This is a genomic window from Mesorhizobium xinjiangense (genome assembly GCF_009749525.1).
Classification (GTDB): Bacteria; Pseudomonadota; Alphaproteobacteria; order Rhizobiales; family Rhizobiaceae; genus Mangrovimarina; species Mangrovimarina xinjiangensis.
The window spans coordinates 1-24,162 of record NZ_WOAC01000020.1; the positions used below are offsets into that span (position 1 = coordinate 1).

At 63.4% G+C, this 24,162-nt stretch carries 22 protein-coding genes; 14 read left to right on the forward strand and 8 right to left on the reverse strand.

The window, feature by feature from the left end; genetic code table 11:
• The coding region (locus GM909_RS19365; protein ID WP_157018936.1) for a LysR family transcriptional regulator at positions 1-115 on the reverse strand (115 nt) is incomplete at its 3' end.
• A 629-nt stretch (positions 116-744) separates the two neighbouring features.
• On the opposite strand from GM909_RS19365, the gene GM909_RS26515 reads away from it, so the two are divergent.
• Both GM909_RS26515 and GM909_RS19375 read left to right on the forward strand, forming a co-directional pair.
• A complete protein-coding gene (locus GM909_RS26515; protein WP_198174316.1) occupies positions 745-948 on the forward strand; it encodes a hypothetical protein in 204 nt (67 codons plus the stop codon).
• Positions 893-3,037, forward strand: a complete 2,145-nt coding sequence (locus tag GM909_RS19375) for a TonB-dependent siderophore receptor (RefSeq protein WP_157018864.1) — start codon at positions 893-895, stop codon at positions 3,035-3,037. The genes GM909_RS26515 and GM909_RS19375 overlap by 56 nt, the downstream gene beginning before the upstream one ends.
• Before the next feature lie 58 nt (positions 3,038-3,095).
• On the opposite strand, the gene GM909_RS19380 is transcribed toward GM909_RS19375, so the two are convergent.
• A complete protein-coding gene (locus GM909_RS19380; RefSeq protein WP_157018938.1) occupies positions 3,096-3,785 on the reverse strand; it encodes a TetR/AcrR family transcriptional regulator in 690 nt (229 codons plus the stop codon).
• 172 nt (positions 3,786-3,957) lie between these two features.
• Here GM909_RS19380 and GM909_RS19385 point away from each other — a divergent pair, with 172 nt between their 5' ends.
• The 7 genes from GM909_RS19385 to GM909_RS19415 all read left to right on the forward strand — a co-directional run bounded on the left by GM909_RS19385 (position 3,958) and on the right by GM909_RS19415 (position 10,493).
• Positions 3,958-4,839 (forward strand): shikimate dehydrogenase, encoded by an 882-nt coding sequence (locus GM909_RS19385; protein ID WP_157018865.1) that lies wholly within the window; start codon positions 3,958-3,960, stop codon positions 4,837-4,839.
• The gene (locus tag GM909_RS19390) at positions 4,836-6,728 is read left to right on the forward strand and encodes a bifunctional sugar phosphate isomerase/epimerase/4-hydroxyphenylpyruvate dioxygenase family protein (protein WP_157018866.1); all 1,893 of its coding nucleotides are present in this window, start codon (positions 4,836-4,838) and stop codon (positions 6,726-6,728) included. The genes GM909_RS19385 and GM909_RS19390 overlap by 4 nt, the downstream gene beginning before the upstream one ends.
• Positions 6,729-6,757: 29 nt before the next feature.
• On the forward strand, positions 6,758-7,741 hold the full coding sequence (locus GM909_RS19395; protein ID WP_157018867.1) for a sialic acid TRAP transporter substrate-binding protein SiaP: 984 nt from the start codon (positions 6,758-6,760) through the stop codon (positions 7,739-7,741).
• Positions 7,742-7,879: 138 nt separating this feature from the next.
• Positions 7,880-8,389, forward strand: a complete 510-nt coding sequence (locus tag GM909_RS19400) for a TRAP transporter small permease (RefSeq protein ID WP_157018868.1) — start codon at positions 7,880-7,882, stop codon at positions 8,387-8,389.
• Positions 8,386-9,687, forward strand: a complete 1,302-nt coding sequence (locus tag GM909_RS19405) for a TRAP transporter large permease (protein ID WP_157018869.1) — start codon at positions 8,386-8,388, stop codon at positions 9,685-9,687. The genes GM909_RS19400 and GM909_RS19405 overlap by 4 nt, the downstream gene beginning before the upstream one ends.
• 15 nt (positions 9,688-9,702) lie before the next feature.
• Positions 9,703-10,143 (forward strand): type II 3-dehydroquinate dehydratase, encoded by a 441-nt coding sequence (locus GM909_RS19410; protein ID WP_157018870.1) that lies wholly within the window; start codon positions 9,703-9,705, stop codon positions 10,141-10,143.
• A 47-nt stretch (positions 10,144-10,190) separates the two neighbouring features.
• A complete protein-coding gene (locus tag GM909_RS19415; RefSeq protein ID WP_157018871.1) occupies positions 10,191-10,493 on the forward strand; it encodes a hypothetical protein in 303 nt (100 codons plus the stop codon).
• Here GM909_RS19415 and GM909_RS19420 read toward each other — a convergent pair.
• The 6 genes from GM909_RS19420 to GM909_RS19445 form a co-directional block, all read right to left on the reverse strand.
• Positions 10,439-11,470 carry an NAD(P)-dependent alcohol dehydrogenase gene (locus GM909_RS19420; protein ID WP_157018872.1) on the reverse strand — a complete coding sequence of 344 codons (1,032 nt, stop codon included), beginning with the start codon at positions 11,468-11,470 and terminating at the stop codon, positions 10,439-10,441. The two genes, GM909_RS19415 and GM909_RS19420, sit on opposite strands and share 55 nt — an antisense overlap.
• A 105-nt stretch (positions 11,471-11,575) precedes the next feature.
• Positions 11,576-13,834: a tetratricopeptide repeat protein gene (locus GM909_RS19425; RefSeq protein WP_198174317.1), complete on the reverse strand. Its 2,259-nt coding sequence runs from the start codon at positions 13,832-13,834 to the stop codon at positions 11,576-11,578.
• 88 nt (positions 13,835-13,922) lie between these two features.
• The gene (locus tag GM909_RS19430; protein WP_157018874.1) at positions 13,923-14,486 is read right to left on the reverse strand and encodes a hypothetical protein; all 564 of its coding nucleotides are present in this window, start codon (positions 14,484-14,486) and stop codon (positions 13,923-13,925) included.
• 60 nt (positions 14,487-14,546) lie between these two features.
• Positions 14,547-15,509 carry a DUF2950 domain-containing protein gene (locus tag GM909_RS19435; RefSeq protein WP_157018875.1) on the reverse strand — a complete coding sequence of 321 codons (963 nt, stop codon included), beginning with the start codon at positions 15,507-15,509 and terminating at the stop codon, positions 14,547-14,549.
• 21 nt (positions 15,510-15,530) lie between these two features.
• Entirely contained in the window at positions 15,531-16,943 is a 1,413-nt protein-coding gene (locus GM909_RS19440) for a DUF3300 domain-containing protein (RefSeq protein WP_235911979.1), read from the reverse strand.
• 119 nt (positions 16,944-17,062) lie between these two features.
• Complete coding sequence (locus GM909_RS19445; protein ID WP_157018876.1) at positions 17,063-17,857, reverse strand: transporter; 795 nt, start codon at positions 17,855-17,857, stop codon at positions 17,063-17,065.
• Between the two features lie 416 nt (positions 17,858-18,273).
• On the opposite strand from GM909_RS19445, the gene GM909_RS19450 reads away from it, so the two are divergent.
• The 5 genes from GM909_RS19450 (at position 18,274) to GM909_RS19470 (ending at position 24,125) form a co-directional block, all read left to right on the forward strand.
• Positions 18,274-20,118 carry a sensor histidine kinase gene (locus tag GM909_RS19450; protein WP_235911980.1) on the forward strand — a complete coding sequence of 615 codons (1,845 nt, stop codon included), beginning with the start codon at positions 18,274-18,276 and terminating at the stop codon, positions 20,116-20,118.
• Positions 20,118-20,732: a response regulator transcription factor gene (locus tag GM909_RS19455; protein ID WP_157018877.1), complete on the forward strand. Its 615-nt coding sequence runs from the start codon at positions 20,118-20,120 to the stop codon at positions 20,730-20,732. Before GM909_RS19450 ends, GM909_RS19455 begins: the two co-directional genes overlap by 1 nt.
• Before the next feature lie 109 nt (positions 20,733-20,841).
• Complete coding sequence (locus GM909_RS19460) at positions 20,842-21,222, forward strand: response regulator transcription factor (RefSeq protein ID WP_157018878.1); 381 nt, start codon at positions 20,842-20,844, stop codon at positions 21,220-21,222.
• A 148-nt stretch (positions 21,223-21,370) separates the two neighbouring features.
• Entirely contained in the window at positions 21,371-22,954 is a 1,584-nt protein-coding gene (locus tag GM909_RS19465) for an arylsulfatase (RefSeq protein WP_157018879.1), read from the forward strand.
• A gap of 181 nt (positions 22,955-23,135) precedes the next feature.
• Positions 23,136-24,125, forward strand: a complete 990-nt coding sequence (locus GM909_RS19470) for an AAA family ATPase (protein WP_157018880.1) — start codon at positions 23,136-23,138, stop codon at positions 24,123-24,125.
• The last annotated feature ends 37 nt before the right edge of the window (positions 24,126-24,162 follow it).

The window sequence follows — 24,162 nt, forward strand, 5'->3', positions numbered from 1 at the left end:
GTGAGACGGCCGGCTGGGCGGTATGCAGGCGCTCGGCCGCGCGGCTCACGCTGCGCTGGCGCGCAACCTCCAGGAAGGTGCGAATGTGGCGAAATCTGATCCTGCGTTCCCGAATGCTAGCCGTCCCCCTATTGATTCGGTGTCGTGTCTGCCTGCCATCGCGCGGCACGATAGGCGGGCCGTCACGGTCAAAGTAAGATTTTTTCTGCTCTGACGGAAAAAAATCCCGTTCCGAGTGCGGAAAAATCTGGAATCCGGCTCAACCAAATATTGGTGGGAGATTGTTCTGCTATCGAGGCCCTCGAACAGGCAGCACGCTACGAGGGGCATATTTGCATGACGGTTCGGGACCTTTGGGCGTCGCTTTGCGATCTGGAACGCGGGCGGAGCGGCGGCGCTGCTGGCAGGAAAGCTTGTCGAGCGCCAATCCTCGTGCGTCGCTGCCGTATGTCTTGTTCACCTGCCGGGCATGGTGATCGGAGATCGTTTGTGATCGCAGAAGGGAATTGGGGGTACAAAGTTTTGCAGCGTAGCAATCGGGAACCGGACACAAGCGGGCAGGACAGATTTTGCACCGCCACGTGCATGCGTTGCACGCGCTCCGGAGTCGGCTCAGGGCTGTCCGGTGCGATGCCTTTGCGCACGCTTTATGTGTCCACGGCCCTTGCGGCGCTGTTTTGCGCGGCGGCGGGCCTGCATCCGGTTTAGGCGCTGGAGGTCATCGATGGTGGCGAGACCGTCACCGTGCCCGGCGACCACGCCTCGCCATGGAATATCTCCCAAGACATCCTTCTTGTCGGCGATGATGGCAATGGCACGCTCACGATCGGGGCCGACGGAACGGTCACCAGCACCGACGGAATAATCCGTATCGCTGCAAGGCGGCGGCGGTGTGATCGAAGGGGCGACCGTACTGGAAAGGATCACGGTCGAGGACGCGTTGCGTGATGGAACCGCGGCGGACGGCTACCGGGTGGGCGAAGTCGGTGTTGGCGTGCTTGGCGAGAAGTCGCTTCAGGATACGCCCTACAGCATCGAGAGCTATTCTCGCGAGTTCATGGACAACATTCAGGCGCGCTCTCTGGCCGACGCGACCAAGAACGATGCTTCGGTCGGGCTCATGTCGGACAATCTCGTCACCGAGAACAATGCGCTCGCCATCCGCGGCCTGACGCCGGACGGCAATACCGGCCGGAAGATCGACGGCATGAATGTGCGCGTGCGGGCCGACGATCTGCCGCTGGAGCATTTCGAACGCGTCGAGGTTCTCAAGGGCGCGAGCGGATTTCTCTATGGCTTCGGCGCTCCGGGCGGCATCGTCGACCATGTGCTGAAGCGGCCGACCGACGAACCGCTGCGCAGCCTGAATGCCCAGGTGATGGATAGCGGCCTCGCGCTCGTGCATGGCGATGTCGGTGGCCGCTTCGGCCCCGACGATGCGATCGGCTATCGCATCAATCTGGCGCATGAATCCGGCGACACCTATGTTGATGGCGGCACGTCGCGGCGCATCTCCGGCTCGGCGGCCATGGACTGGCGCATAACGCCCGATCTCGTCTGGCGGGCCGATATTCTGGCGGGCGAGCACATCCGCAATGGCGGCTACTGGGCCGTCATCCCCAATGCCGACGGTGTCGCCAACAATTATGCCCTGGCGGCGCCCCTGTCGCCGATCGACGGTAGCCGCCGCCTGGCGCCCACCTTCTCGCGCTACGGATCGCGCCATCTCAGCTACGGAACCGACCTTTCCTGGCAGTTCGCGACGGATTGGAACCTGACACTCGCACACCGGGTTTCAGACAATGGCCGCGAATACCTGCTGCCCGGCATTTTCGCCAATACCGAGGGCGATTATGCCATGCGCTTCACGAACTACTCGAACCGTTTCGAGAGCCGCCATTCGCAGGCAACGCTGACGGGACAATGGGAAACCGGTCCGGTCACGCACGATCTGACGTTCGGCGCAGCCTATATCTGGACCGAAAGCTCGTGGTCCGAGGACGCGTATTACGCTGGCGATTTCGGCTCGGGCAACCTTGCCGATCCGGTGGATTTCGACAATTCCTTCGGCGGCTATGTGAGTTTCGACGAGGCGACGACCCCGTATGAGCGCACCAGGCGGCGCGAGGTCTTCGTCGCCGACACGCTGCATTTCGGCGACAGGCTGGACGTGATCCTCGGCCTGCGTCACGGCAGCTTGCAAAGTGACCTGTCGGGCTACGACGAGAGCGCCACGACGCCGACGCTTGCCGCCGTCTATCGCCCGGTCGACGGTGTTTCGTTGTATGCCAGCTATGTCGAGGCACTGGAGGAGGGGGCCACCGCCCCCATAACCGCCACGAATGCCAACGAAGTCTTTCCCCCGCTCGTGAGCAAGCAGTACGAGATCGGCGTCAAGGCGGAGGGCGAAGACTGGTCGGCGAGTGTCGCCGCCTTCCGCCTGCAGCGGGGACTGACCTATACCACCGACGACAATGTCTTCACGCAGGACGGCGAGGCCCTCTACCAGGGGGTGGAACTGAGCGGAAAGTTCAGCCTGACCCCGCAATGGTTCGTCGGCGGCAGCTTCATGCATCTCGACGCGACCAACGAGAAAACGACGGATCCGTCACTCGAAGGCAAGCACATACAGGGCGTGGCGCGCTGGCAGGCTGCCGCGTACACGGAATATCGCCCGTTCGACCTTCCACTGACCTTGACCGCGAGCATGCGCTATCTCGGCGAGCGGCCGGTGGATGCAAACAACAATTGGCATGTGGATTCCGTTACCCTGTTCGACCTGGGCGCGCGCTACGAGACGGAGGTCAACGGCCATCCGGTCTCGCTGTGGCTCAATGTCGATAACGTCGCCGACACGGCCTACTGGGTCACGCAGCCGCAAAGCGGCTATCTGAGGCAGGGCGCGCCGCGCACGTTCAAGCTGGGAGGGCGGTCTCTGGATCTGCTGGCGACCGGCATGGGGCTGCTCGTTTCGGTGCTTTCGGTGACCGGCGCCATCATCTGGTGGAAGAAGCGCAAGGCGCGCCGGGCGCGGTAGTGCGTTACGGGATGGGCGGGACAACAGCTCCAACGCACGGCTTGCAATCAGGTTTTGGCTAACCCCGCATCTCGGCAATCTTGTCGGGCATCAGGACGAAACGAAGAACCATGTCGCCGACGTGACGCCGCAGGTTTGTCTGACCTTCGGGCTTGAACAATTCATCGCCGAAGATCTGCGAGAAGGTCGCACGGTTCGAGACGTTGAAGTAGCACAGCGCCGAGATGTGCCAGTGCAACTCCACCGCGCTCAGCCCCGGCCGGAACAGGCCGGCTTCGCGGCCGCGGTCATAAATGTCTTCGAGCAGGCGAATGGCCGAACTGTTCTGGCCCGAAATCTCTGCCGCGTCAGGCATATGCTGGCCGTTGTGGACATTCTCGATCATCACCAGCCGGATAAAATCACGTGATGTCCTGTGGTGGTCAAAGGTGAACTCGGCCAGCTTGCGCAGCGCATCGACCGGCGGCATGTCTTCGAGGTCGAGCGTATCTTCGGCAACGCGCATCCGACGATAGGCATCGGCCAGGACCTCGCGGTAAAGTCCTTCCTTGTCTCCGAAATAGTAATAGATCATCCGCTTCGAGGTGGCCGTGCGCGCCGCGATCTCCTCGATCTTCGCGCCCGTCAGGCCTTTGTTGGCAAAAGCTTCCCGCGCCACCTGCAGGATATTTGCCCGCACGCCATCGGGATCCTGTTTCCAGCTTCGCCGGGGGTGGTCGACGGTGTCGGCGCTGGCCTGAATCGTCATGGTCATGTCCCGCTCTTCGTGGTTCCGGCCGCGATCATCGCCCGGACCGACCGATCTTTCCATAGCTTGTGACGATATTAACTGTCACGAACATTCTTGACTGAATTAACCGATGCGAACAATATGTGTTCGGAGTACGGCGAGTCGCCGAGCGTGGGGAGGCGTAGCGAACATGGTTGAAAGCGGGGGGACGAACGTCAGACAAAACGTAGTCGTCGGTCTTCTCGGCCGCGACGTGGGTCCGTCCCGCACGCCACGAATGCACATGCAAGAAGGGCGGGCACAGGGGCTCGACTACGACTACAGGCTGATCGACACGGCCGGCGCCGATACGGATACCGCTCTCGGCCCATTGCTCGTGCGCCTCCAGGACGAGGGCTTCAACGGCCTGAATGTGACATATCCCTACAAGCAGCAAATCCTGCCGCTTCTCGATGAGTTGTCGGAGGCGGCGCGGGCCGTCGGCGCCGTGAATACGGTGGTTTTCCGTGACGGCCGGCGCTGCGGCCACAACACGGATTGCTGGGGCTTCGGCGAGAGCTTCCGCCGTGGTCTGCCGGATGCCGGACGGGATACGGTCCTGTTGATCGGCGCGGGTGGGGCTGGCGCGGCCGTTGCCAACGCGCTACTGGAGCAGGGAACCGGGCTCCTCCTGATCTGCGACACGAATGACGCCGCTGCGCATCGTCTGGCCGAACGTTTGGCCGGTCGCTACGGAGAAGAGCGAGCCAAGGCCGTCAGCGATCCGGCCGAAGTTGCGGCCGCGGCCGACGGACTTGTGAACGCCACTCCGATGGGAATGGCGAAGCTGCCCGGCCTGCCGATCGCCGACAAGTTGATCGAAACGCGGCATTGGATCGCTGATATCGTCTATTTTCCACTGGAGACCGCGTTTCTGGCAACGGCGCGCGCGAAGGGCTGCGCGGTTCTGTCGGGCGCGGGAATGGCGGTGTTCCAGGCCGTGCGCGCATTTGAACTGTTCACTGGTCTGAAGGCGGACCCCGAGCGTATGTGGCGGGCGTTCTCTTCGTTCGAGACGGAGGTGGAGGGTTGAAGACGTCAATCGCCACCGTCTGCCTGGCTGGTGACCTGCGCGAAAAGCTGGCGGCGATTGCTGCCGCGGGCTTCGACGGTATCGAGATATTCGAGCAGGATTTCATCGCCTTTGACGGTTCGCCGGCCGATGTCGGCCGGATGGTTCGCGACCATGGGCTGGACATCACGTTGTTCCAGCCATTTCGAGATTTCGAGGGGTTGCCGGAGCCGTTGCGGCGGCGCGCCATGGAGCGGGCCGAGCGGAAGTTCGACGTGATGCAGGAACTCGGCACCGACCTGATGCTGGTCTGTTCGTCGGTTCACCCGGAGGCATTGGGCGGTGTCACGCGGATGGCCGACGACTTTGCCGAACTGGGCGAGAGGGCGGCCAGGCGCGGGCTACGGGCCGGCTTCGAGGCCCTGGCCTGGGGCAAGCATGTCCACGATCACCGTGACGCCTGGGAGGTCGTGCGCCGGGCCGACCATCCGAATGTCGGCCTGATCCTCGACAGTTTCCACACGCTGGCCCGCAAGATCGACTCCGACACAATTCGCGCCATTCCCGGCGATCGGATCTTCTTTGTCCAGCTTGCCGATGCGCCGCTGATCGAGATGGACCTGCTCTACTGGTCGCGGCATTTTCGCAACATGCCGGGCGAGGGCGACCTCGACGTCGCCGGTTTCATGCGGGCCGTGGCGGCAACGGGCTATGACGGACCGTTGAGCCTGGAAGTCTTTAACGATCAGTTCAGGGGCGGAAGCCCCCACACCATCGCCGTGGATGGGCACCGCTCGCTGCTCTACCTGATGGACCAGGTATCGCGGCAGCAGCCGGATATCGCAATCGCGGTGCCGGAAATGCCCGCGCGTATCCACGCCGACGGAGTTGCCTTCGTCGAATTCGCCGCCAACGAAGCCGAGACCGAAATGCTGGCCGGGCTCTTGCGCAGCCTCGGCTTCCGGCGCGTCGGGCGGCATATCGCCAAGGCGGTCGAGCTCTGGCAGCAGGGCGAGGTCCGGATGGTCGTCAATACCGATCCCGACGGGTTTGCGCACGCGTCCCATATCGCCCACGGACTGAATATCTGCGATGTCGGGCTGAAGGTCGACGATGCCCATGACACGGTCGCCCGGGCCCGCGCGCTCGGTGCCGCGCCCTTCCATCAGCCGGTCGGGCCGGGCGAGATGGACATTCCGGCGATCCGGGGCGTGGGCGCGGGCATCATGCATTTCATCGACGATACGAGCGGATTGTCGGAAGTCTGGCGGACCGAGTTCCGTCCGGTCGAGGATGATGCGCCGGGCCGCTCCGCCGGACTGACGCGTGTCGATCACGTCGCCCAGACGATGAACTACGAGGAAATGCTGACCTGGTCGCTCTTTTACGTCTCTTTGTTCGAGACGGCGAAGCAGCCGATGGTCGACGTGGTCGATCCCGGCGGGCTGGTGCGCTCACAGGCTATCGAATCCCCTGATGGCGCGTTCCGGATCACGCTGAACGGGGCCGAAACCCATCGTACATTCGCCGGCCGCTTCATTGCCGACAGTTTCGGATCGTCGGTCCAGCATGTCGCGCTGGCAACCAACGACATATTTGCAGCGGCCGAAGCACTGGAAGAAAACGGCTTCGAGCCCTTGCCGATCCCGGGCAACTACTACGATGACCTGGCCGCGCGTTTCGGCTTGGACGAGGCATTCGTCGCGCGGCTGCGCAAGGCCAACCTGCTTTACGACCGGACCGGCCAAGGCAGCTTTCTGCAACTCTATTCGCGCCCCTTCGGCGACGGAATCTTTTTCGAGATCGTCGAAAGGCAGGGCGGATACTCCGGTTATGGCGGTCCAAACGCGCCATACCGGGTGGCGGCGCAGTCCCGGCTGATGCGGCCGGGATCGGCGCCAAGCAACTGAAACCCATGGACCAAAAGGGAGGACCATCCATGCTGAACACTACTCGCAGAACCGCGTTGGGGCTGCTTTCCGCCGCCGCAATCGTACTGGGTGCACCGGCAATTGCGCAGGACAAGCCAACGCTGCGATTCTCGGCCGTGTTTTCCGAACAGGATATCCGCGCCGAGATGATGCAGCGGCTTGAAAAGTCGGCCGGCGACATCGCCGACATGGAGCTCTATTACGGCGGCAACCTGTTCAAGCAGGGCACCGAGATCGTCGCCATCCAGCGCGGGAACCTGGAAATGGGCAATGTCGCCCCGCAGGATATCGCGAACCAGATCCCGGCTTTCTCGATCCTGACGTCCGCCTATCTGTTCCGCGATGCCGATCACCTGAAGAAATTCTTCGCTTCCGAGGCGGGCGCCGAGATGAAGGCCATGGCCGAGGACCAGCTTGGCATCCACATTCTCGGGCCCACTTACTTCGGCACGCGTCAGGTCGGGCTGCGCATCGACAAGAAGATCGAGACGCCGGAGGACATGGCGGGCGTAAAACTCAGGATGCCCGGCGGCGACGCCTGGCAGTTCCTCGGCAAGGCGCTTGGCGCGAATCCGACACCGATGGCCTATGCGGAAGTCTATACGGGCCTGCAGACCGGTGCCATCGACGGACAGGATAATCCGTTTCCCAATGTCGAGAACATGAAGTTCTACGAGGTGATGGATCAACTCGTCCTGACGTCGCACCTTGTCGGCTACGATCTTCTGGTGATCTCGCAGAAGGCCTGGGACGCCATGGATGCCGATCAGCAGGCGGCGTTCGAGAAAGCTGCTGACGAGGCCATCGCCTGGTCGACCGAACAGCACCTCAAGCGCGAACAGGAACTTGGCGATCTCTTTAAGGAGCAGGGGCTGGAGATCTACACGCCGAACGTGGATTCGTTCCGCGAGCATGCCCAGCAGATGTATCTCGACAGCGAGTTGTCCAAGGACTGGCCGGAAGGCATGCTCGAGCGTATCAACGCCCTGTAACTGATGTGGCGTGTCCGGCGGTTGCGCCGGACACGCCTGCGACTGGCGGACCCATGAAAGAGCGATTGCTGAGACTTGGCGGGTGGCTGCACCACGTGTCCGGCGGTTGCGCCGGACACGCCTGCGACTGGCGGACCCATGAAAGAGCGATTGCTGAGACTTGGCGGGTGGCTGCACCGTCGGGCGGAGAATCTCGCCGCGCTGATGCTGGCGACGATGTTCGTGGCCTTCATCGTGCAGGTGGCGTTTCGCTACCTGTTCAATCTTCCCACCGGCCCTGCCTCCGAACTGACCATCGTCATGTGGCTGTGGCTTGTGCTTTGGGGCGCGGGCTTCGTTCTGAAGGAATCCGAGGAGATCCGCTTCGACCTGATTTACGGCACGGTCCGAAGGAGAACGCGCCGGGTGATGACGATCCTGTCGGCGCTGGCACTGCTGTTTCTCTATGGGTACTCCTTCCCTGCGGTCTGGGACTACGTCACCTTCATGAAGATCCAGGAGACATCGTATCTCGATATACGATACGACTGGCTCTATTCGATCTACATTCTGTTCGCTGTGGCCGTGATCGTCCGTTACGTCTGGATTCTCGTTCAGGCTTTGCGGGGCAGTGACGAAGACGCTCATCGTGGCGAGGGCGCCCAATGATGGGGCTCGATCCCTTCGCTGTCAGCGTCCTTTCGATCGTCGTCCTGGCGCTCCTCGGCCTGCCTATCGGGCACGCCATGATCGCGTCTTCGATCCTCTATCTGATGATCTCAGGGCTCGACATGGGCACGGCGGCCGAACAACTCCTGAACGGGCTGTTCACCAGCTATATCCTGCTTGCCGTTCCCTTGTTCATCCTCGCCGCCGAACTCATGAACACCGGCACCATGACGACGCGTCTGCTGGCCTTTTGCAATGCGTTCGTCGGCCGCTTTCCAGGCGGGCTTGCCCTGGTCAACGTGGCCCAAAGCGTCATATTCGCCGGCATGTCGGGATCAGCCATTGCCGACGCTGCCGGCACCGGCAAGCTGATGCAGAAGATGATGACGGAGGGCGGCAAATACCCGCCCCAGTTCGCCGCCGCGCTGACCGCATCGTCGGCGGTGATCGGGCCGATCATCCCGCCCTCGATCCCGGTGGTCATCTACGCGCTCGTCTCCGATGCCTCGATCGGCTACCTGTTCCTCGCCGGCGTCGTGCCGGGTCTGATGATGGGGCTCTTTCAGGCCGCGATCATCCTGTCCTCCGCGCGCCGGCGCAATTTTCCGGTCGAGCCGCCCGTGCCCGTGCGCCAGCTGCCCGGCATCACGCTGCGCGCCTTTCCTGCCTTGATGATGCCCGTCGTCCTGCTGGGCGGAATCTATGGCGGCGCAACCACGCCGACCGAGGCCGCCGCCGTTGCCGCCCTCTATGCGTTGCTTGTTTCGGCGCTTCTTTATCGCAGCGTCACGGCCCGCGCTCTCTACCACTCGCTTCTGTCAAGCGCGCGCATCACCGCGTCCATCGGAATGCTGATCGCGGGAGCGCTGGTCTTCAACTACGTGGTCACGGTGGAAAACATTCCGGCGGCCCTCAGCGCCTGGCTGGCCGGCTTCGAGCTCACGCCGATCGCTTTCCTGCTGATCGTCAACGTTGTCCTGCTGGTGCTGGGTTGCCTGCTCGAAGGCACGACGATCTTGCTGGTCGTAGTCCCGGTATTCATCCCCACGGCGAACGCGCTCGGCATCGACCTCGTCCATTTCGGAATCGTTTGCGTGGTCAACATCATGCTGGGGCTCATCACGCCGCCCTATGGGCTTCTCCTGTTCGTGATGACGACGATTTCGGGTCAGCCCTTGAAGAAGATCGCCAGTGAGGTCATGCCGTTTCTCATCGCCATGCTGGCGGCGCTCTTGATCATAACGCTCGTTCCCGATCTGTCGCTCTGGCTGCCGCGGCTGTTCGGCTACAATGGATAGGCAAGGACCAAGACGATGACGCGCCCGATCTACATCCTGAACGGACCCAACCTGAACCGGCTGGGGTTGCGCGAGCCTGAGATCTACGGAACCACGACGCTGGCCGAGATCGAATCCGCCTGCCGGAACGCGACCGGCGATAGGCCGCTTGTCTTTCGGCAGAGCAATTCGGAGACCGAACTGATCGAGTGGATCCACGAGGCGAGCGACGAGGCGGCGGGACTGATCATCAACCCGGCGGCGTTCACCTTCACCTCGATGGCGATCATGGACGCGCTGAAAATGTTTCCGGGGCCCCTGATCGAGTTCCACATCTCCAATATTCACCGCCGCGAGCCGATGTATCACAACTCGCTCGTGTCCGGTGTTGCGACGGCGGTGCTGGCGGGGCTGGGAGCGGAGGGCTATCCGCTGGCGATATCCGCTCTGCTTGGCATGATCGAACGCCGGGAGTGACGATCGGCGCGTGGCGAAGAACTGTGTCATTCATGCCACGATGCGCCGTGAACCCGCACGGCACATTCAACGGGCAGAAACACATTCCCGCGCAGCGCAAAAACGTCTATGTCGGCGAAAAAGTTGATAATTCTACTCATCAAATTGGCGGAACGAAGCGACATGGCGTGCGGGCAGCGGGCGCGGTGCTGAATGCTCGATGGCAACAGGATTGCGGCGTCGAAGTGGGGCGTTTCATGTTCCGCGTCGGCGCATTCGATGGGCTGGTGCAATTTCGTGGGGACCCAACCCATGATCAGGGCAGCAACACCGCGCGGCCGTGGATCTTGCCGTCGCGCAGACGCTGGTAGACCTCGACGGCCTGTTCCAGCGGAAAGGTTTCGACGTCGGCGCGGATATGGTCGGCCGCTGCGAGCGCGATGACTTCCATCAATTCGGTGCGCGAGCCCCAATAGGGTACCATCACCTGGCATCCGTAAGGCGGATTGTTGGCTTCATAGTTCACCACGCCGCCGGCCAGCCCGACCACGTACAGGCGGCTGTTGCGGCCCACCACCTGCACGCACAGATCGATGGTGGGTTGGGCGCCGACGAAATCGAGCGCCACCGTAATGCCGCGCGGGCCGGTGAGGTCGCGAATGGCCTCCAGGGCCTTTTTCGGATCGCCCGTATTGACGGTATGGGCGGCGCCGAGTTTCTTGGCGTGGGCAAGTTTGTCGTCGTCGATATCGGCGGCGATGAGCTGCGCCGACGTCATCGCTCGCAGGATCTGCACCGCCATATGGCCGAGGCCGCCAATGCCGACCACCAGCACGGTGGCTTCAGGCGTCAGCATCGGCAACGCGGCCTTGATGGCGTGATAGGGGGTGAGCGCCGCGTCGGAAAGCGGCGCGGCGGCGATAGGATCGAGGCCCTGCAGCGAAACCAGCAGGCGCGGCGAGGGAATGCGCATATATTCCGCCATCCCGCCGTCGGAGCCGAGCCCGCCGCCCATCGTGCCCAGGCTGGCGTGGTTCTCGCAATAATTCTCCATCGAGGTCTGGCAGGTGTGGCAGCGTCCGCAGCCCCAGGGGCCGTAAACCGCAACGGCGTCGCCCTCCTTCCAGCCGGTCACGCCGTCGCCGAGCGCGGATATCCATCCGGCGTTTTCGTGGCCGAGCGTGAAGGGGCCGGGAAGGCCCATATCGTGGTCGAGCACGTGCAGGTCGGAATGGCAGACGCCTGCCCCGGCGACCTTGATGACCACTTCGCCGGGGCCGGGCGTGGGGGCCTTGATATCAACGATTTCGGCCGGATGGCCGCTTTCGACGAAACGCACGGCTTTCATTGTCACCTCCTGCAAAAGTGGTCAGTTTCCAGACGGCCTGGGGATCAGTCGGCATTAATCGGGCAGGCAACCGAGAGTAGCACAATGGCTGTTGTCGTTTAACTCCTAAGGCATCCGCGACAACGCCTCGAGCTGTGGCGGCAGGCGCATGGTCGGATGACGCGCCGTCAGGGTGCGGACCGTCTCGCGGGCGCCAGCAATGTCGCCGGATGCAACCTGATAGAGGCCGTGCAGAACCATGACGAGGGGCGTGTCGGCGGCGCGGGCACGCAGGAGGTCGATCTCGGCGCCGGCCGCGGCGACATCGCCGGACTGCAAGAGCGCGTAGGCGAGGCTTATGCGCGTCTCCAGATTGGCCGGATCGGCGGCGACGGCGTCCTTGAAGAGCGGAACCGCTTCGGCGGTGCGTCCCTCCTGCATCAGGCTTTGTGCCAGAGCGGCGGCGATGGCGGGCTCGTCCGGGTTCTTCGCGCGTGCCGCCGTCAGGATATCCCGGGCATCGCCGCGCCTGCCGAGCGCCCCGGCGATGCGCGCGCGCGTCAGCCAGGCCTGGACGAGCTGCGGATCCATGAAGACGGCCTCGGCGAAGGCCGCCTCGGCGGCCGCCCAGTTGCGGGTCGACATGGCGAGGCCGCCGATTGCCATCTGCGTCTCGGGAAAATCCGCCTTGGCGGTCATGGAGGCGCGCAGCGCGTCGAGCGCCGTTCCGAGCGCCGTGCGGCTCTCCTCGGGCAGCGCATCGGGTGGAATGCTGGCGAGCTCGAGCGCGGCGGCAACCTGGACCGAAGCGACGGGATCGTCAAGCAGCGGCTGCAGGCGCTGCGCGCGTTCGGGCGGCGGGGCGGAGCGCCACAGCCGCACCGCCGCCTGGCGCACAATGTCGCTTCCGTCGGCCAGGAGCTCCGCGAGAGACTGTCTGGTTTCCTCGTCCAGTCGATCGCCGATCTCGTGCAGCGCGCTGGCGCGCACGATTGCCGGCTTGCTCGTGTCACGCGAAAGCGCCGCAAGTTCGGCCACCCGTTCGGGTGTCGGCCCATCCCGGCGCACGGCGTCGAACAGCATCGCGTCATGGTGATCCGCCGGCGGACGATCCGGTGCCCACTGTTCGATGGCGTCCGCGGCCCAGGCCGCGTCACGGCCTTCATGGCAGGACAGGCACGCATCGGGCGAGCCGACCTTGTCGGACAGGAGCGGGTCGGGCACGCGGAAGAAATGGTCGCGCCGCCCGTCGACGACCATATAGTCGCGCTCGGGCATGTGGCAGGAGACGCATTGCGCGCCGGCGCTGCCTTCCGGGTGGTGATGGTGGTCCGGCGAATCGTAATCCTTCAGCACCAGCGAGGGAAACTCCTCGCGCCCGGCTTCGTTGTGGCACTGGGTGCACACCGCATTGCCCTCGGCCAGAAGCTCGCCCGAATGCGGTTCGTGGCAATTGCTGCAGGTCACGCCCTTGTCGTGCATTTTCGACTGCAGGAACGAACCGAGAATATAGACCTCCTCGTCCTGCTGGCCGTCGGCAAAATAGAGCCCTCTGCCGAGCGTCGAAAGGTTGTAGTGGTCGCCCAGCGGCTCGCCCGGCAAGGTGCTGTTGGGCCCGAGGGTCTCGCGCCGCGAATGGCAAGGGCCGCACATATCCTGCTCGATCGCCTGCCGGTTGCGGCCCTGCGGGGCAATGAGCCCGTGCGATGCCAGTCCCGTCCAGTGCCCGGCATCATAGCCGGCATCCTTTTCAGCCCAGGCGATATGCGCCTCGCCTGGTCCGTGGCAGGCCTCGCAGCCGATCGTCAGCTCCGACCACGTGCTCTGGTAGCTGCGTGACTTCGGGTCGTAGTTCTTGCGGAAATCGGTCTGGTGGCAGACCGCGCAGCGCGCCTGCCAGTTCTTGTAGGGCCCTGTCCAGTGCAGCCCGTTGCCGGCCGGGACGTCTTCTTGCGGATAGAGGTGATACCAGCGCCCAGCTTCGGTGTCCCAGGCGATATCCAGCGCCTGCAGCCGCCCGCCATCGAGTTCGACCAGATATTGCTGCAGCGGTTCAACGCCGACGACATATCTGATCTCGAAGCGGGCAAGCTTGCCGTCGGCGCCGTCGGTCTCGACGTAAAACGTGTCACCTTCGCGAAAAAAGCGCGAGACGACCCCCTTGTGCTCGAAGGTCGCGTCGTCGAAATCGCCCAGCACGTTTTGCGGTGTCGGCTCGCGCAGCGCCCAGCCGTGGTGCGAGTCCGTCCAGGCGTCGAACTGCGGCTCGTGGCAGGTGCCGCAGGCCGCGGACCCAGCGAAGCCAGGCGTCTTCTCGTCGGCCAGCGCCGTTGTCGCTGCGGCAAAGGCAAGAAACGCGAATGCGGCGACGAGAATCCGAACCATGGCCATCCGTGCAGCGATAACAGATGCGGCCGGCGCCGGAAACGCCGCCGGTGCGCCGCGATGGGGCGGTTGAGGCATCATTCGATTGTCATATCCGGAAGCCGGCGCCGTCCTGATCGCCTGCAATGTCGTCGAAATGCAGTTTCAAGGGCTGGTGTTCGTCGGTGATGGACGTCTGGAACACCTGTCGGTCGGTGCCCTTGTGGACGAGGAAGGCGCCCGACCAGACGCCGATCAGGAAACCGCTCTTGTCGCGCAGTTCGATCGCGTGGCCGATGAGATCGGTGGCATCGAGGCCCGAGCGGTCCTTGCCGGCGACGATTTCGAGACTGATCAGGCCGTTGCGGTAGAAGCGCCAGCGCGCGCGATGCAGGACGCAGTCGTCGACCGTCTGGTCGGCCGGCCAGTCGAACTGGATCCAGCCGACAGGCTTGCCATCCTGCGTGACCGTTCCCTGTTCGCTCGATGCATTGCGCGTCCGGACATGCCCGTTATAGGGCAATGTCGCCTGCTGACGCCCGAGCGCGATCCAGCTTTCGCCGCTGCCGCCGTTGAGCAGCGCACTGACGGCGGCGAGCTTGCCTTTGGCGGCATCGGGCAGTGGCAGCTTTCCGAGAAGGGGACGGGCGAGCAGCGTGGCGAGCTGGATCATCGAGCGTCCCGCTCGCCAACGCAGTGCATGGTCTCTGCCGCCCCGGCGCGCATCCTGTCCTCAGTCTCCGACCACATTCCAGCTTTCGTCCGGATTGAAACGGTCGACATATTTGACGATCGCATCGGTGGCCGCGCCGAGATCGGCTTCGTAGATGGTGCCGTTCTGGTTGACCATGAAGGACTGCACGCCGGTTTCGCCATAGCGGGCCGGCCAGGCAACGAGGCCGAAGCCGGCGATCATGTTGTCGTTGATGACATAATCATAGGCGCCGCCGGCGATCCTGTCGCCCTGTCCGGCGAGGATACGGAAGTGGTAGCCGAAATAGCCGTCACCCTTGGCGGCCGTATCGAGCGATGCCTGGTCGACGAATTCGCCGGCCGGGCTCGCAGCGCTACCGGATTCGGACGGCCAGTAAAGCCCGTCGGTCGCGCCTTCGCTGCTGATGAGCTTCTGGGCGTATTCCAGCACACCATCGTCGTCGCGGTCCTGCGATGCATAGTCGTGCTGCGCCTCCAGATAGGCGCGCATGGTCGCGATCGCCTCCAGTTCATTCCCGCCGACGCGCCGGTTGACGATCTCCTCCAGCCCGGCATAGGTGTCGAAGGCCCATTTGCCGTCCTCGGTCTTGACCACCGGGAACGGGAACGGCCACAGCGCCGCTCCAAGGTCGATCAGCGCGCGGTCGTCGAACTCTTCCACCACGACCTGTTCTGCCGCGCTGGCACGGATGTCGGCATAGCTCTGCATCGTGGCGTCGTCGGCCTTGAGGCGCGCGGCATCGAGGCCGAGAACGCCGGCCAGTCGATCCACGTCGTCGGCGACGAGCGCTTCCATGAAGGCCTCGACCGCGGCTTCTGCATTATCGTATGCCGGCGGCTCGTCCTTGGCGGCAAAGGCGGAGATGCCGGTCTCCTCTTCCTGCGACCAGGCGAGGCTGGCGGGAGCGAATGTCGCAAGGCCCGCGGCTATTCCCGCGGCCAGCGCACGGCGGACAAGCAAGCGATGAAGTTTGGTGTTCATTGTCGTCTCCTGTCCGCCTGATCAGCGCCGCCGTCCGCCACCGCGATGGACGGCCCGGTGTCCGCCGCCACCGCGATGGACGGCACCGCCGCCATGGCGGCCGCCTCCCATCGAGTGGTGGCCGCGCTGTGCGGCGATCTTCTGTGACTTGCCGTGGCTGACATGGCCGAGCCCCGACGGTCTCGTCGGCCGGTGGTCGGCCCGGGCCGCCGGTTTCTTCCTGGCGACCGGGTGGTTGATCTTGGTCGGTTTCCTGGCTGCCGGTCGCGCCGCCGGCTTGGAGATGTTCGGTTTGTGCACGGCGGGCTTCTGGGCCGGTCTCTGGATGTTCGGCCGCGAGGAGGGTCTGGGGATGTCGGGCCGGTTGGCCGCCCGATCGCCTCTGCCCTTCAGCCCATCCAGCGTGCTCTTGCGCACGTCGCGCGCCTGCACCGTCCGGCCGACGCCGCCGGAACGGGCGCCGGCATGCTGGCGCTTTATGCTGGTCGCGCGGTCGCGCACGGAATTGTCCCGGCTGGACTTGAGGTTGTTCCTGATATTGTCGCGGTCGATATTGGCGAACTGATCGCGATCGATCTTGATCTTGGAACGGTCGATGTTCTTCCAGTTCGCATCGTTGAAGTTGATCTTGCCGTCGAAGTCGCGATTGTTGAAGCAGTGGTCGCAATCGATATCGATGTCGCCGCCATGCCAAGGACCGCCCCAGACGTCCCAGTCGTTCCAGTCGACCGCTGCCGCCCACAGCGCCCCTGTGGCGGCCGCCGCGAAGAAGGTCGCGGTGGGGTCGTAGTAATAGGGATAGGGGTTGGGATAGTAGCCGATCGGAGCGGGGGGATAATCGGCGACGTAAAGCATCTGCGGCTCGTACTGGGGAACATAGACGGTGTCCGGCGCGGCTGACTGGATGACCACGTTGTTGTCGTTGTCCTGGGTAACCGTCATCTTGTCGTCGGTCTTGATGATGTCCTTGGCGACCGCCTCGTCGCGCAATTGCTGGATGGCGACCAGGACATCCTTCTGCTGATAGGCGATCGCGTCGCCCAGCGTCTGGGTCCAGTCGAGGTCGTCGCTCATCATCTTGAGGACCTCGGGATAGTTGAGCAGCGAGATGACGCTGCCGTCCCACGTATCCTTCGGCTTCAGGCTGTTGTCCTTGTCGTAGTCGTCGAGAAAGCGTGCCGCCTCAACGATCTGCAGCGGATAGAGCGATGCGGCCGAGATGACCGCGACAAGATCGTCCGGGTAGAGCGCGATGCGGGCGACGAGCACCTCCATCTCATCCTGGCTCAGCGGGGCAGGGGCCTGGTCCGTTACGGCGGCGTCTTCGGCCGCAGGCTCTTCCTGGGCGATGGCGGCGGTGAGAGAAGGTCCGCCGGCCAGGCCGAACACCAGCGCGACAGTTGCACCGGCCGATACAAATCCATGCATTCTCATCGTGGCGATCCTCCTCGACCGGCGCGCCGATCGAATTCTTCGATTTTTTCCAATTCCAGACGGAAAACCGGTTTCCACTTCTGCTGGAATTGCTCCCTCGTCGTCATCGATCGAATTTCTCAGTTCTTCGGGAACAGGAAGGTTATGCCGAGCCGGGCGCCGAAGCCGTCCGGCCCGTTTTCCGGGCTCTCGGCCCAGTAGCGCACGCCGGCCTGAAGACTGATTGGCTGCTTGTTGATCGTGACCAGCTTGCTGACCATGAAATTGATCGGCACCGACCAGGACTCGCTCTCCCAGTCATAGGTGGATTCCGTGTTCAGCGCGAACGTCCAGGCGTCATGCGTGGTGTAGTTGATGAAGGGCTGCAGGAAAGTGGCCGAGACGTCGCTGCGCGCGCCATCGCCGGCGAATGACCAGATATGGTTGGCCAGCATGCCGTAGGTCCATGGTCCCGACTGCTTCAGCACCACGCCGGTCGGGCCGGCGCCCCATTTCTCGCCGCCGAGCAGATCGTCCGTCGCGGTCGGCACAAGGAAGACCGGGCCCACGCCCCAGATGGTGCCGCCGGGGCCCGGCGCCTTGGGCGAGAAGAACAGGCTCTGCACCGTATCGCCGAGGCCGAACTGGGTGCCCGACGGTCCGGCTATGTCCTCCTGCCACGCGACGGGCAGGATGGTGCGCGAAATCAGGTTCCAGTCGTCATTGAGCGAGAAGGGAAGCACCGGCTGGATGTTGACATAGGTCTTGGAACCGTCATTGGGGCCGTAACCGGTGTCGTAGTTGAACTGGAAGGGCACGCTGATGAGCGAGGCGATCGGGTTGGCCAGTTGCTTGGCCAGATCTGAATCCTGCGCCGAGGCGGATGTCGCCGACGCGGCAGCCACGAGAAGGCATGACAGCAGTCTTGCGCTCATTGTCTTCGACCCTTCATTCCGTTCTTCGTCCTTCTGTGAACAAGACGAAACCACACCACTGGCGACAATTGCAGCGATCACAGGCAGGGAAGGCAAGCGTCTGCTTTCACCTTGAAGGTCCCTCCGCGGCCTTGCCATGTGCTACACGCGGCCCGCACCCGGATCATGCGGCCACTCAAACATCGATATTAGAACTTGTGCAGTGATGGGATAGTTGGACTTTGGGGCAATGTCCCCGGCGGCCATGCGTGCAAGGTGGCTTTCATGTCGCCCATAGGTTACCTTCGCGTTGCGTTGCCTCCGGGGTGATTCTTGGAGACGTGGGAACCGGTTTTTCGTCCGGAATTGCAAAAAAGACAAAGAGCTAGATCGGCGAACCGATCCCGTGAACCGATGAACTGATCTATGGACCTGATTTGTCGCGTGCTCTTGCCTTTCTGATTGTCCTGATGTGTCTGGTCCCGGCGAGGGGCGAGGCCAATGAGGTCACGGACGTCAGACGCATATTGATCGTCTACGAAAACGAAAGCACGCTTCGTGCGGTGGTCGAAGTCGCGAGCGGCATGCGGCAGGGATTTGCCGATGGCGCGCCGACGCGGATCGAGTATTACAGCGAGTTTCTCGACGCCGTGCGCTTCCCCCAGGCCGAGCATTTGCGCCGCCAGGCCGAGCTTCTGACGGCGAAGTATTCCAAGATTCCGATCGACATCGTGCTGGCCGGCGGGCCGGGCGCGCTGACCTTCATGCTGGAGCATCGCGAGACCATCGCGCCGGGCGCGCCGGTGGTCTTCGGGGGCGTTTCCGAATCCTCGCTGTCTTCCATCTCCCTGCCGCGCGACATCTGGGGTGTCGTCAGCCGGTTCGACCCTGTCGGGACGCTCGACCTGGCGCGCCAGCTTCAACCGCAGGCGCAACAGCTCGTCGTGCTGACGGGCTCGTCCGAATTCGACCGGCAATGGCAGATCCGGGCCCGCCGGGAGCTTTCCGGGCGCCAAGACGGCCTGAGCGTGCAATATCTGTCCGGGCTGACCCTTGACGGATTCAAGGATGCCGTGGCCCGGCTGCCGCGCGATGCAATGCTGCTGATACTCACCGTGTTCGAGGATGCCTCGGGCCGCACTTTCGTGCCGCGCGACGTGGCGGCCGAGATCGCGGCGGCCTCGGCGGCGCCCGCCTATAGCGTCTACAGCACCTATATCGGCACCGGCGTGGTGGGCGGCTTCGTCGAGACGTTCGAGGGCGTCGGCCTGGACATGGCGGCGCTCGCCAACCGGATCATGGCGGACCAATCGCCGCGCGAGCAGATCATTGCCTCAACGGGGCGCCTGGTTGTGGATTGGCGGCAGTTGCAGCGATGGGACATCAGCGAAGAGCGTCTTCCCCCGTCCACGCTGCTCGAATTTCACGAACTGACGACCTGGGAACGCTATCGCGCAGAGATTCTCGGGGCGATGGCGATCATCGCCCTCCAGGCGGCGACGATCGCCGGGCTGGTCGTTATCGACCGCCGGCGGCGCACGATGAAGGAAGAACTGGCGCTCGAGCGGCTGGAACTGGCCCATCTTTCGCGCACGTCGCAGCTCGGGCAGCTTTCCGGTGCTTTCGCTCATGAGCTGAACCAGCCGCTGACCTCCATCCTCGCCAATGCCGAGGCCGGCGCGAGATTGCTGGAAAAGGACCCGCTGGACCTCGATGAATTGAGGGACATTCTCGGCGACATCGCCACCGACGACCGGCGTGCGGCCGGTGTGATCGCGCAATTGCGCCAGCTCATGCTGAAGGGTGAAGTGGAGCTTGAGCCATTGGACCTCAACAAGGTCGTGGCCGCCACGGTGGAATTGACGAGAGGCGAACTCGTCGCCCGTCAGACAACGGTCGACGTTCATCGCGAGCAAAAGGAGCTGTTGGTCAATGGGAACTTCTCGCAATTGCAGCAGATCGTCCTGAACCTGATGCTGAACGCATCGCAGGCGATGGCACATCTGCCGAGTTCGCAACGCAGGATCACCATCGAGACGCGGATGCGCGACGACGGCACGCGTGAACTGTCGGTCGCCGACCGCGGGCCGGGCATCTCGCCAGAGATGCGCGAGGGCGCTTTCAAGCCGTTCGTCAGCGGTGGCGGCAAGAGCATGGGCCTGGGACTGCCGATCTGCCGGTCGATCGCCCTGGCGCATGGCGGCACGCTCGGCTTTGACGAGTACGAGGCAGGTGGCGCCCGGGTGGTGCTTACGCTGCCGCCGATCTCACGGAACGCGTGATGGCTGCCGACACGCCCACCGTCTATCTCGTCGACGATGATGCCGGGGTCCTCATAGCGCTTTCCAGGTTGCTCGGATCGGTCGGCTATTGCGTCCAGCCCTGCATCAGTGCCGAGGAGTTTCTTGAATGCCACGATCCCGATGTGCCGGGTTGTGCGGTGCTTGATCTGCACCTGCCGGGCATGGACGGTTTCGGCCTGCAGGACAATCTGGCGGGTGCGACCTCGGACCGCCCGATCATCTTTTTGACCGGACACGGTGATATTCCCGCCAGCGTCAAGGCGATCAAGGCGGGAGCGATCGACTTTCTGACCAAGCCTGTCGAGGCTCCGGCCCTGCTTGCGGCCATTTCCGCCGCCCTGGTTCGCGATCTGCAGGTGCGGTCCGATGCAAACCAGCGCCAGTCGGTGGAATGTCGGCTGGCCAGCCTGACAGCGCGCGAGCGTGAAGTCCTTTCCCATGTCGTCGCCGGTCGCTTGAACAAGCAGATCGCCGCGGAACTCGGCATCGCCGAAAAGACCATCAAGGTCCACCGTGGCCGCATGATGGAAAAGATGGACGTCCAGACCGTGGCCGAGTTGGTGCGGCTGGTCACGCTTTACGAAACCCACTGAGATTTACGAAGCCCGTTGGATGAGCCTGTTGGGCCCTTTGGGCCACGCGATCACGCATGGGACCCAAGGCCAATTACGGCAGGCCCGCACCTTGCTGTAGATTATAGGGATGGTCAATGCGGGATCCATAGTAGCCATCGTTGACGACGACGATGCAGTACGCCGAGCCTTGCGACGCCTCGTCCTGTCGCTTCCGCACCGGCCGCAGACCTTTGCCTCCGGCGAGGAATTCCTCGACAGCCTGCAGCGGTGCGCACCCCATTGCGCACTCGTGGACCTGCATATGCCCGGCCTGAAAGGATTGGACGTGCTTGATCGACTGCGCATGCGGGACCGGCGCGTGCCGGCCATCATCATCACCGGCTATGACGAAATCGGCGTACGAGAAAAATGCCTGGCGGCAGGCGCGGCGGCCTATCTGGTCAAGCCGCTGGAGCGGGCGGTGGTGGCAAAGGCCATCGAGGACGCCATTGCCGCCGCCTCAACCTGACCCGGACTGTCGCGGTGCGAAATCGCCGTGTCCGTATTGCCCCAAGGTCCAACTTACCTTGTGTCATGAATGTCTGAAATAATCGGTCCGGACCCATGACGGTTTCCACGAGGACGCGTTCAATGAACGGACAAGACAGGAGACATCGATGAAACCTTGCGCCCTGACGAAAACGCTCGGCGCCGCGGCGCTTGCACTCGTTGCGGCCTACCTTGCCGCACCCGGTCCCGCCGTTGCCCAAGAATCGGCCGAGAAGCCCAACATCCTGGTGATCTGGGGCGATGATATCGGACAGACCAACATCTCGGCTTACAGCTTCGGACTGATGGGCTACCAGACGCCGAACATCGACCGCATCGCGAACGAGGGAATCAAGTTCACCGACTACTACGCCGAGCAGAGTTGCACGGCGGGCCGGTCGACCTTTATCACCGGCCAGTCGACGCTGCGCACCGGCCTCTCCAAGGTCGGCTTGCCCGGCGCCGATATCGGTCTTCAGCCCGACGACGTGACCATCGCCTCGGCGCTCAAGGATCTTGGCTACGCCACCGGACAGTTCGGCAAGAACCATCTTGGCGACAAGGACGAGTTCCTGCCGACAAACCACGGCTTCGACGAGTTCTTCGGCAACCTCTACCACCTCAACGCCGAGGAGGAGCCGGAGAATTTCAACTATCCGCGAGACCCGGCCTTTCGAGAGAATTTCGGCCCCCGCGGCGTGATCAAGTCCTCCGCCGATGGCCAGATCGAGGATACCGGCCCGCTGACGAAGAAGCGGATGGAGACGGTCGATGAGGAGACCTCGGCCGCGGCCATCGACTTCATGAAGCGGCAGGCGGATCAGGACACCCCGTTCTTCGTGTGGATGAACACCACTCGGATGCACTTCCGCACCCACGTCAAGGAAGAGAACCGCAGCGAGCCCGGTCTGACCGCACTGACCGAATATGCCGACGGCATGATCGAACATGACGCCATCGTCGGCCAGATCCTCGACGCGGTCGACGAGATGGGGATCGCCGACAACACCATCGTGATGTACGCGACCGATAACGGCCCGCATCAGAACACCTGGCCCGATGCAGGCACCACCCCGTTCCGCAGCGAGAAGAACACCAATTGGGAAGGCGCCTTCCGTGTGCCCGCGATGATCCGCTGGCCCGGCCATATCGAGCCCGGCACCGTCAAGACCGGCATGGTCTCGGGCCTCGACTGGTTCCCGACACTGCTCGCCGCCGCCGGAGATGCGGACATCAAGGACCGGCTGCTCGAAGGCACTACGATCGACGGCAGCGACTACAAGGTTCATCTCGACGGCTACAACCAACTGCCGTATCTGACGGGCGAGGCCGATGAGAGCGCGCGCAACGAGTTCTTCTACTTCAACGACGACGGCGACATCGTCGCGCTGCGATACGAGAACTGGAAGGTTGTGTTCGAGGAGCAGAAGGTGAACGGCACGCTGGAGATATGGGCCAATCCCTTCACGCCCCTGCGCGTCCCCAAGCTGTTCGATCTGCGCGCCGACCCTTATGAGCGGGCCGACGTCACCTCGAACACCTATTACGACTGGCTGATGGACCACGTCTTCCTGCTCACTCCGGCACAAGTCGAGGTCGCGAGGTTCTTCGCGACTTTCGAGGAGTATCCGCCGTCGCAGGGCGCCGCGAGCTTCTCGGTCGACCAGATCCAGGAGAATCTCAGGAGGAAATTGAGCGGCATGGCCCAATAACGGCCTGACCGAACCAGCCCGCGGGGACGTTGTCTCCTCGCGGGCAATTGAACTGGTGCTGCACCATGAGAACAAGGTGCGTTTCCATACCCAGGGGACCTTTGGGCTCGCGTGCTGATAAAGGGCGAGCCGTCGGACCTGATCGGGATGGTCAGTCGATTAGCAATTAGCCGGGCCAGCCATGACGCCACGTGACCAAATCGACGAACTGCGCACCCGCATGGGTACGGCCATCATCGGCCAGCGCGATGTGATCGACCGGCTGCTGATCGGGCTCCTGGCCAATGGCAACCTGCTTGTCGAGGGCCTGCCGGGCCTCGCCAAGACACGTGCCATCAAGGCGCTGGCACACAATCTGCAGGCCGATTTCAGCCGCATCCAGTTCACGCCCGATCTTCTGCCTTCGGACGTGACGGGAACCGAGGTCTATTATCAGTCGGGAGACAAGGCCGAGTTCCGCTTCGAGCCGGGGCCGATCTTCGCCAACATCGTGCTGGCCGACGAAATCAACCGCGCCCCGGCCAAGGTGCAGGCGGCGCTTCTGGAGGCCATGGAGGAGCGGCAGGTCACGGTGGCCGGCAAGACCCATGCGATGGAGCCGCTCTTCATGGTGATGGCGACCCAGAATCCGATCGAGCAGGAAGGCACCTATCCGCTGCCGGAAGCGCAGCTGGACCGCTTCCTGATGCATGTGCTCATCACCTATCCACCGGTGGAAGACGAGGTGGAGGTGATCCGGCTGGTGCGCGGCGAGGAGATTGCGGCGCTGGAGGCGAAGAAGAACAAGGCGGCCGCCAACAAACCGGACGCCATTGCGCAGGACGCGGTTTTTGCCGCGCGGCGCGAGATCGGGGCGATCCATATCTCCGAGGCGATCGAGCGCTATATGGCCGATCTGGTGAACGCCACGCGCATCCCGTCGGAGTTCGGCGAGGATCTGCCGCGCTGGATCGAGGTGGGTGCCAGTCCGCGCGCCTCGCTCGCGCTCGACAAATGCGGGCGCACCCATGCCTGGCTCGCCGGCCGCGACTATGTCGATCCGGAGGATGTGCGCGCCATCGCTCCCGATGTGTTCCGGCACCGGCTTGGCCTGACCTTCGAAGCGCAGGGCGAAGGCGTGACACCGGACAAGGTAACCGGCGAGTTGCTCAGCCAAGTCGCCTTGACCTGAGTAATACCAAGGACCACTGATAATGACCGATCTGATG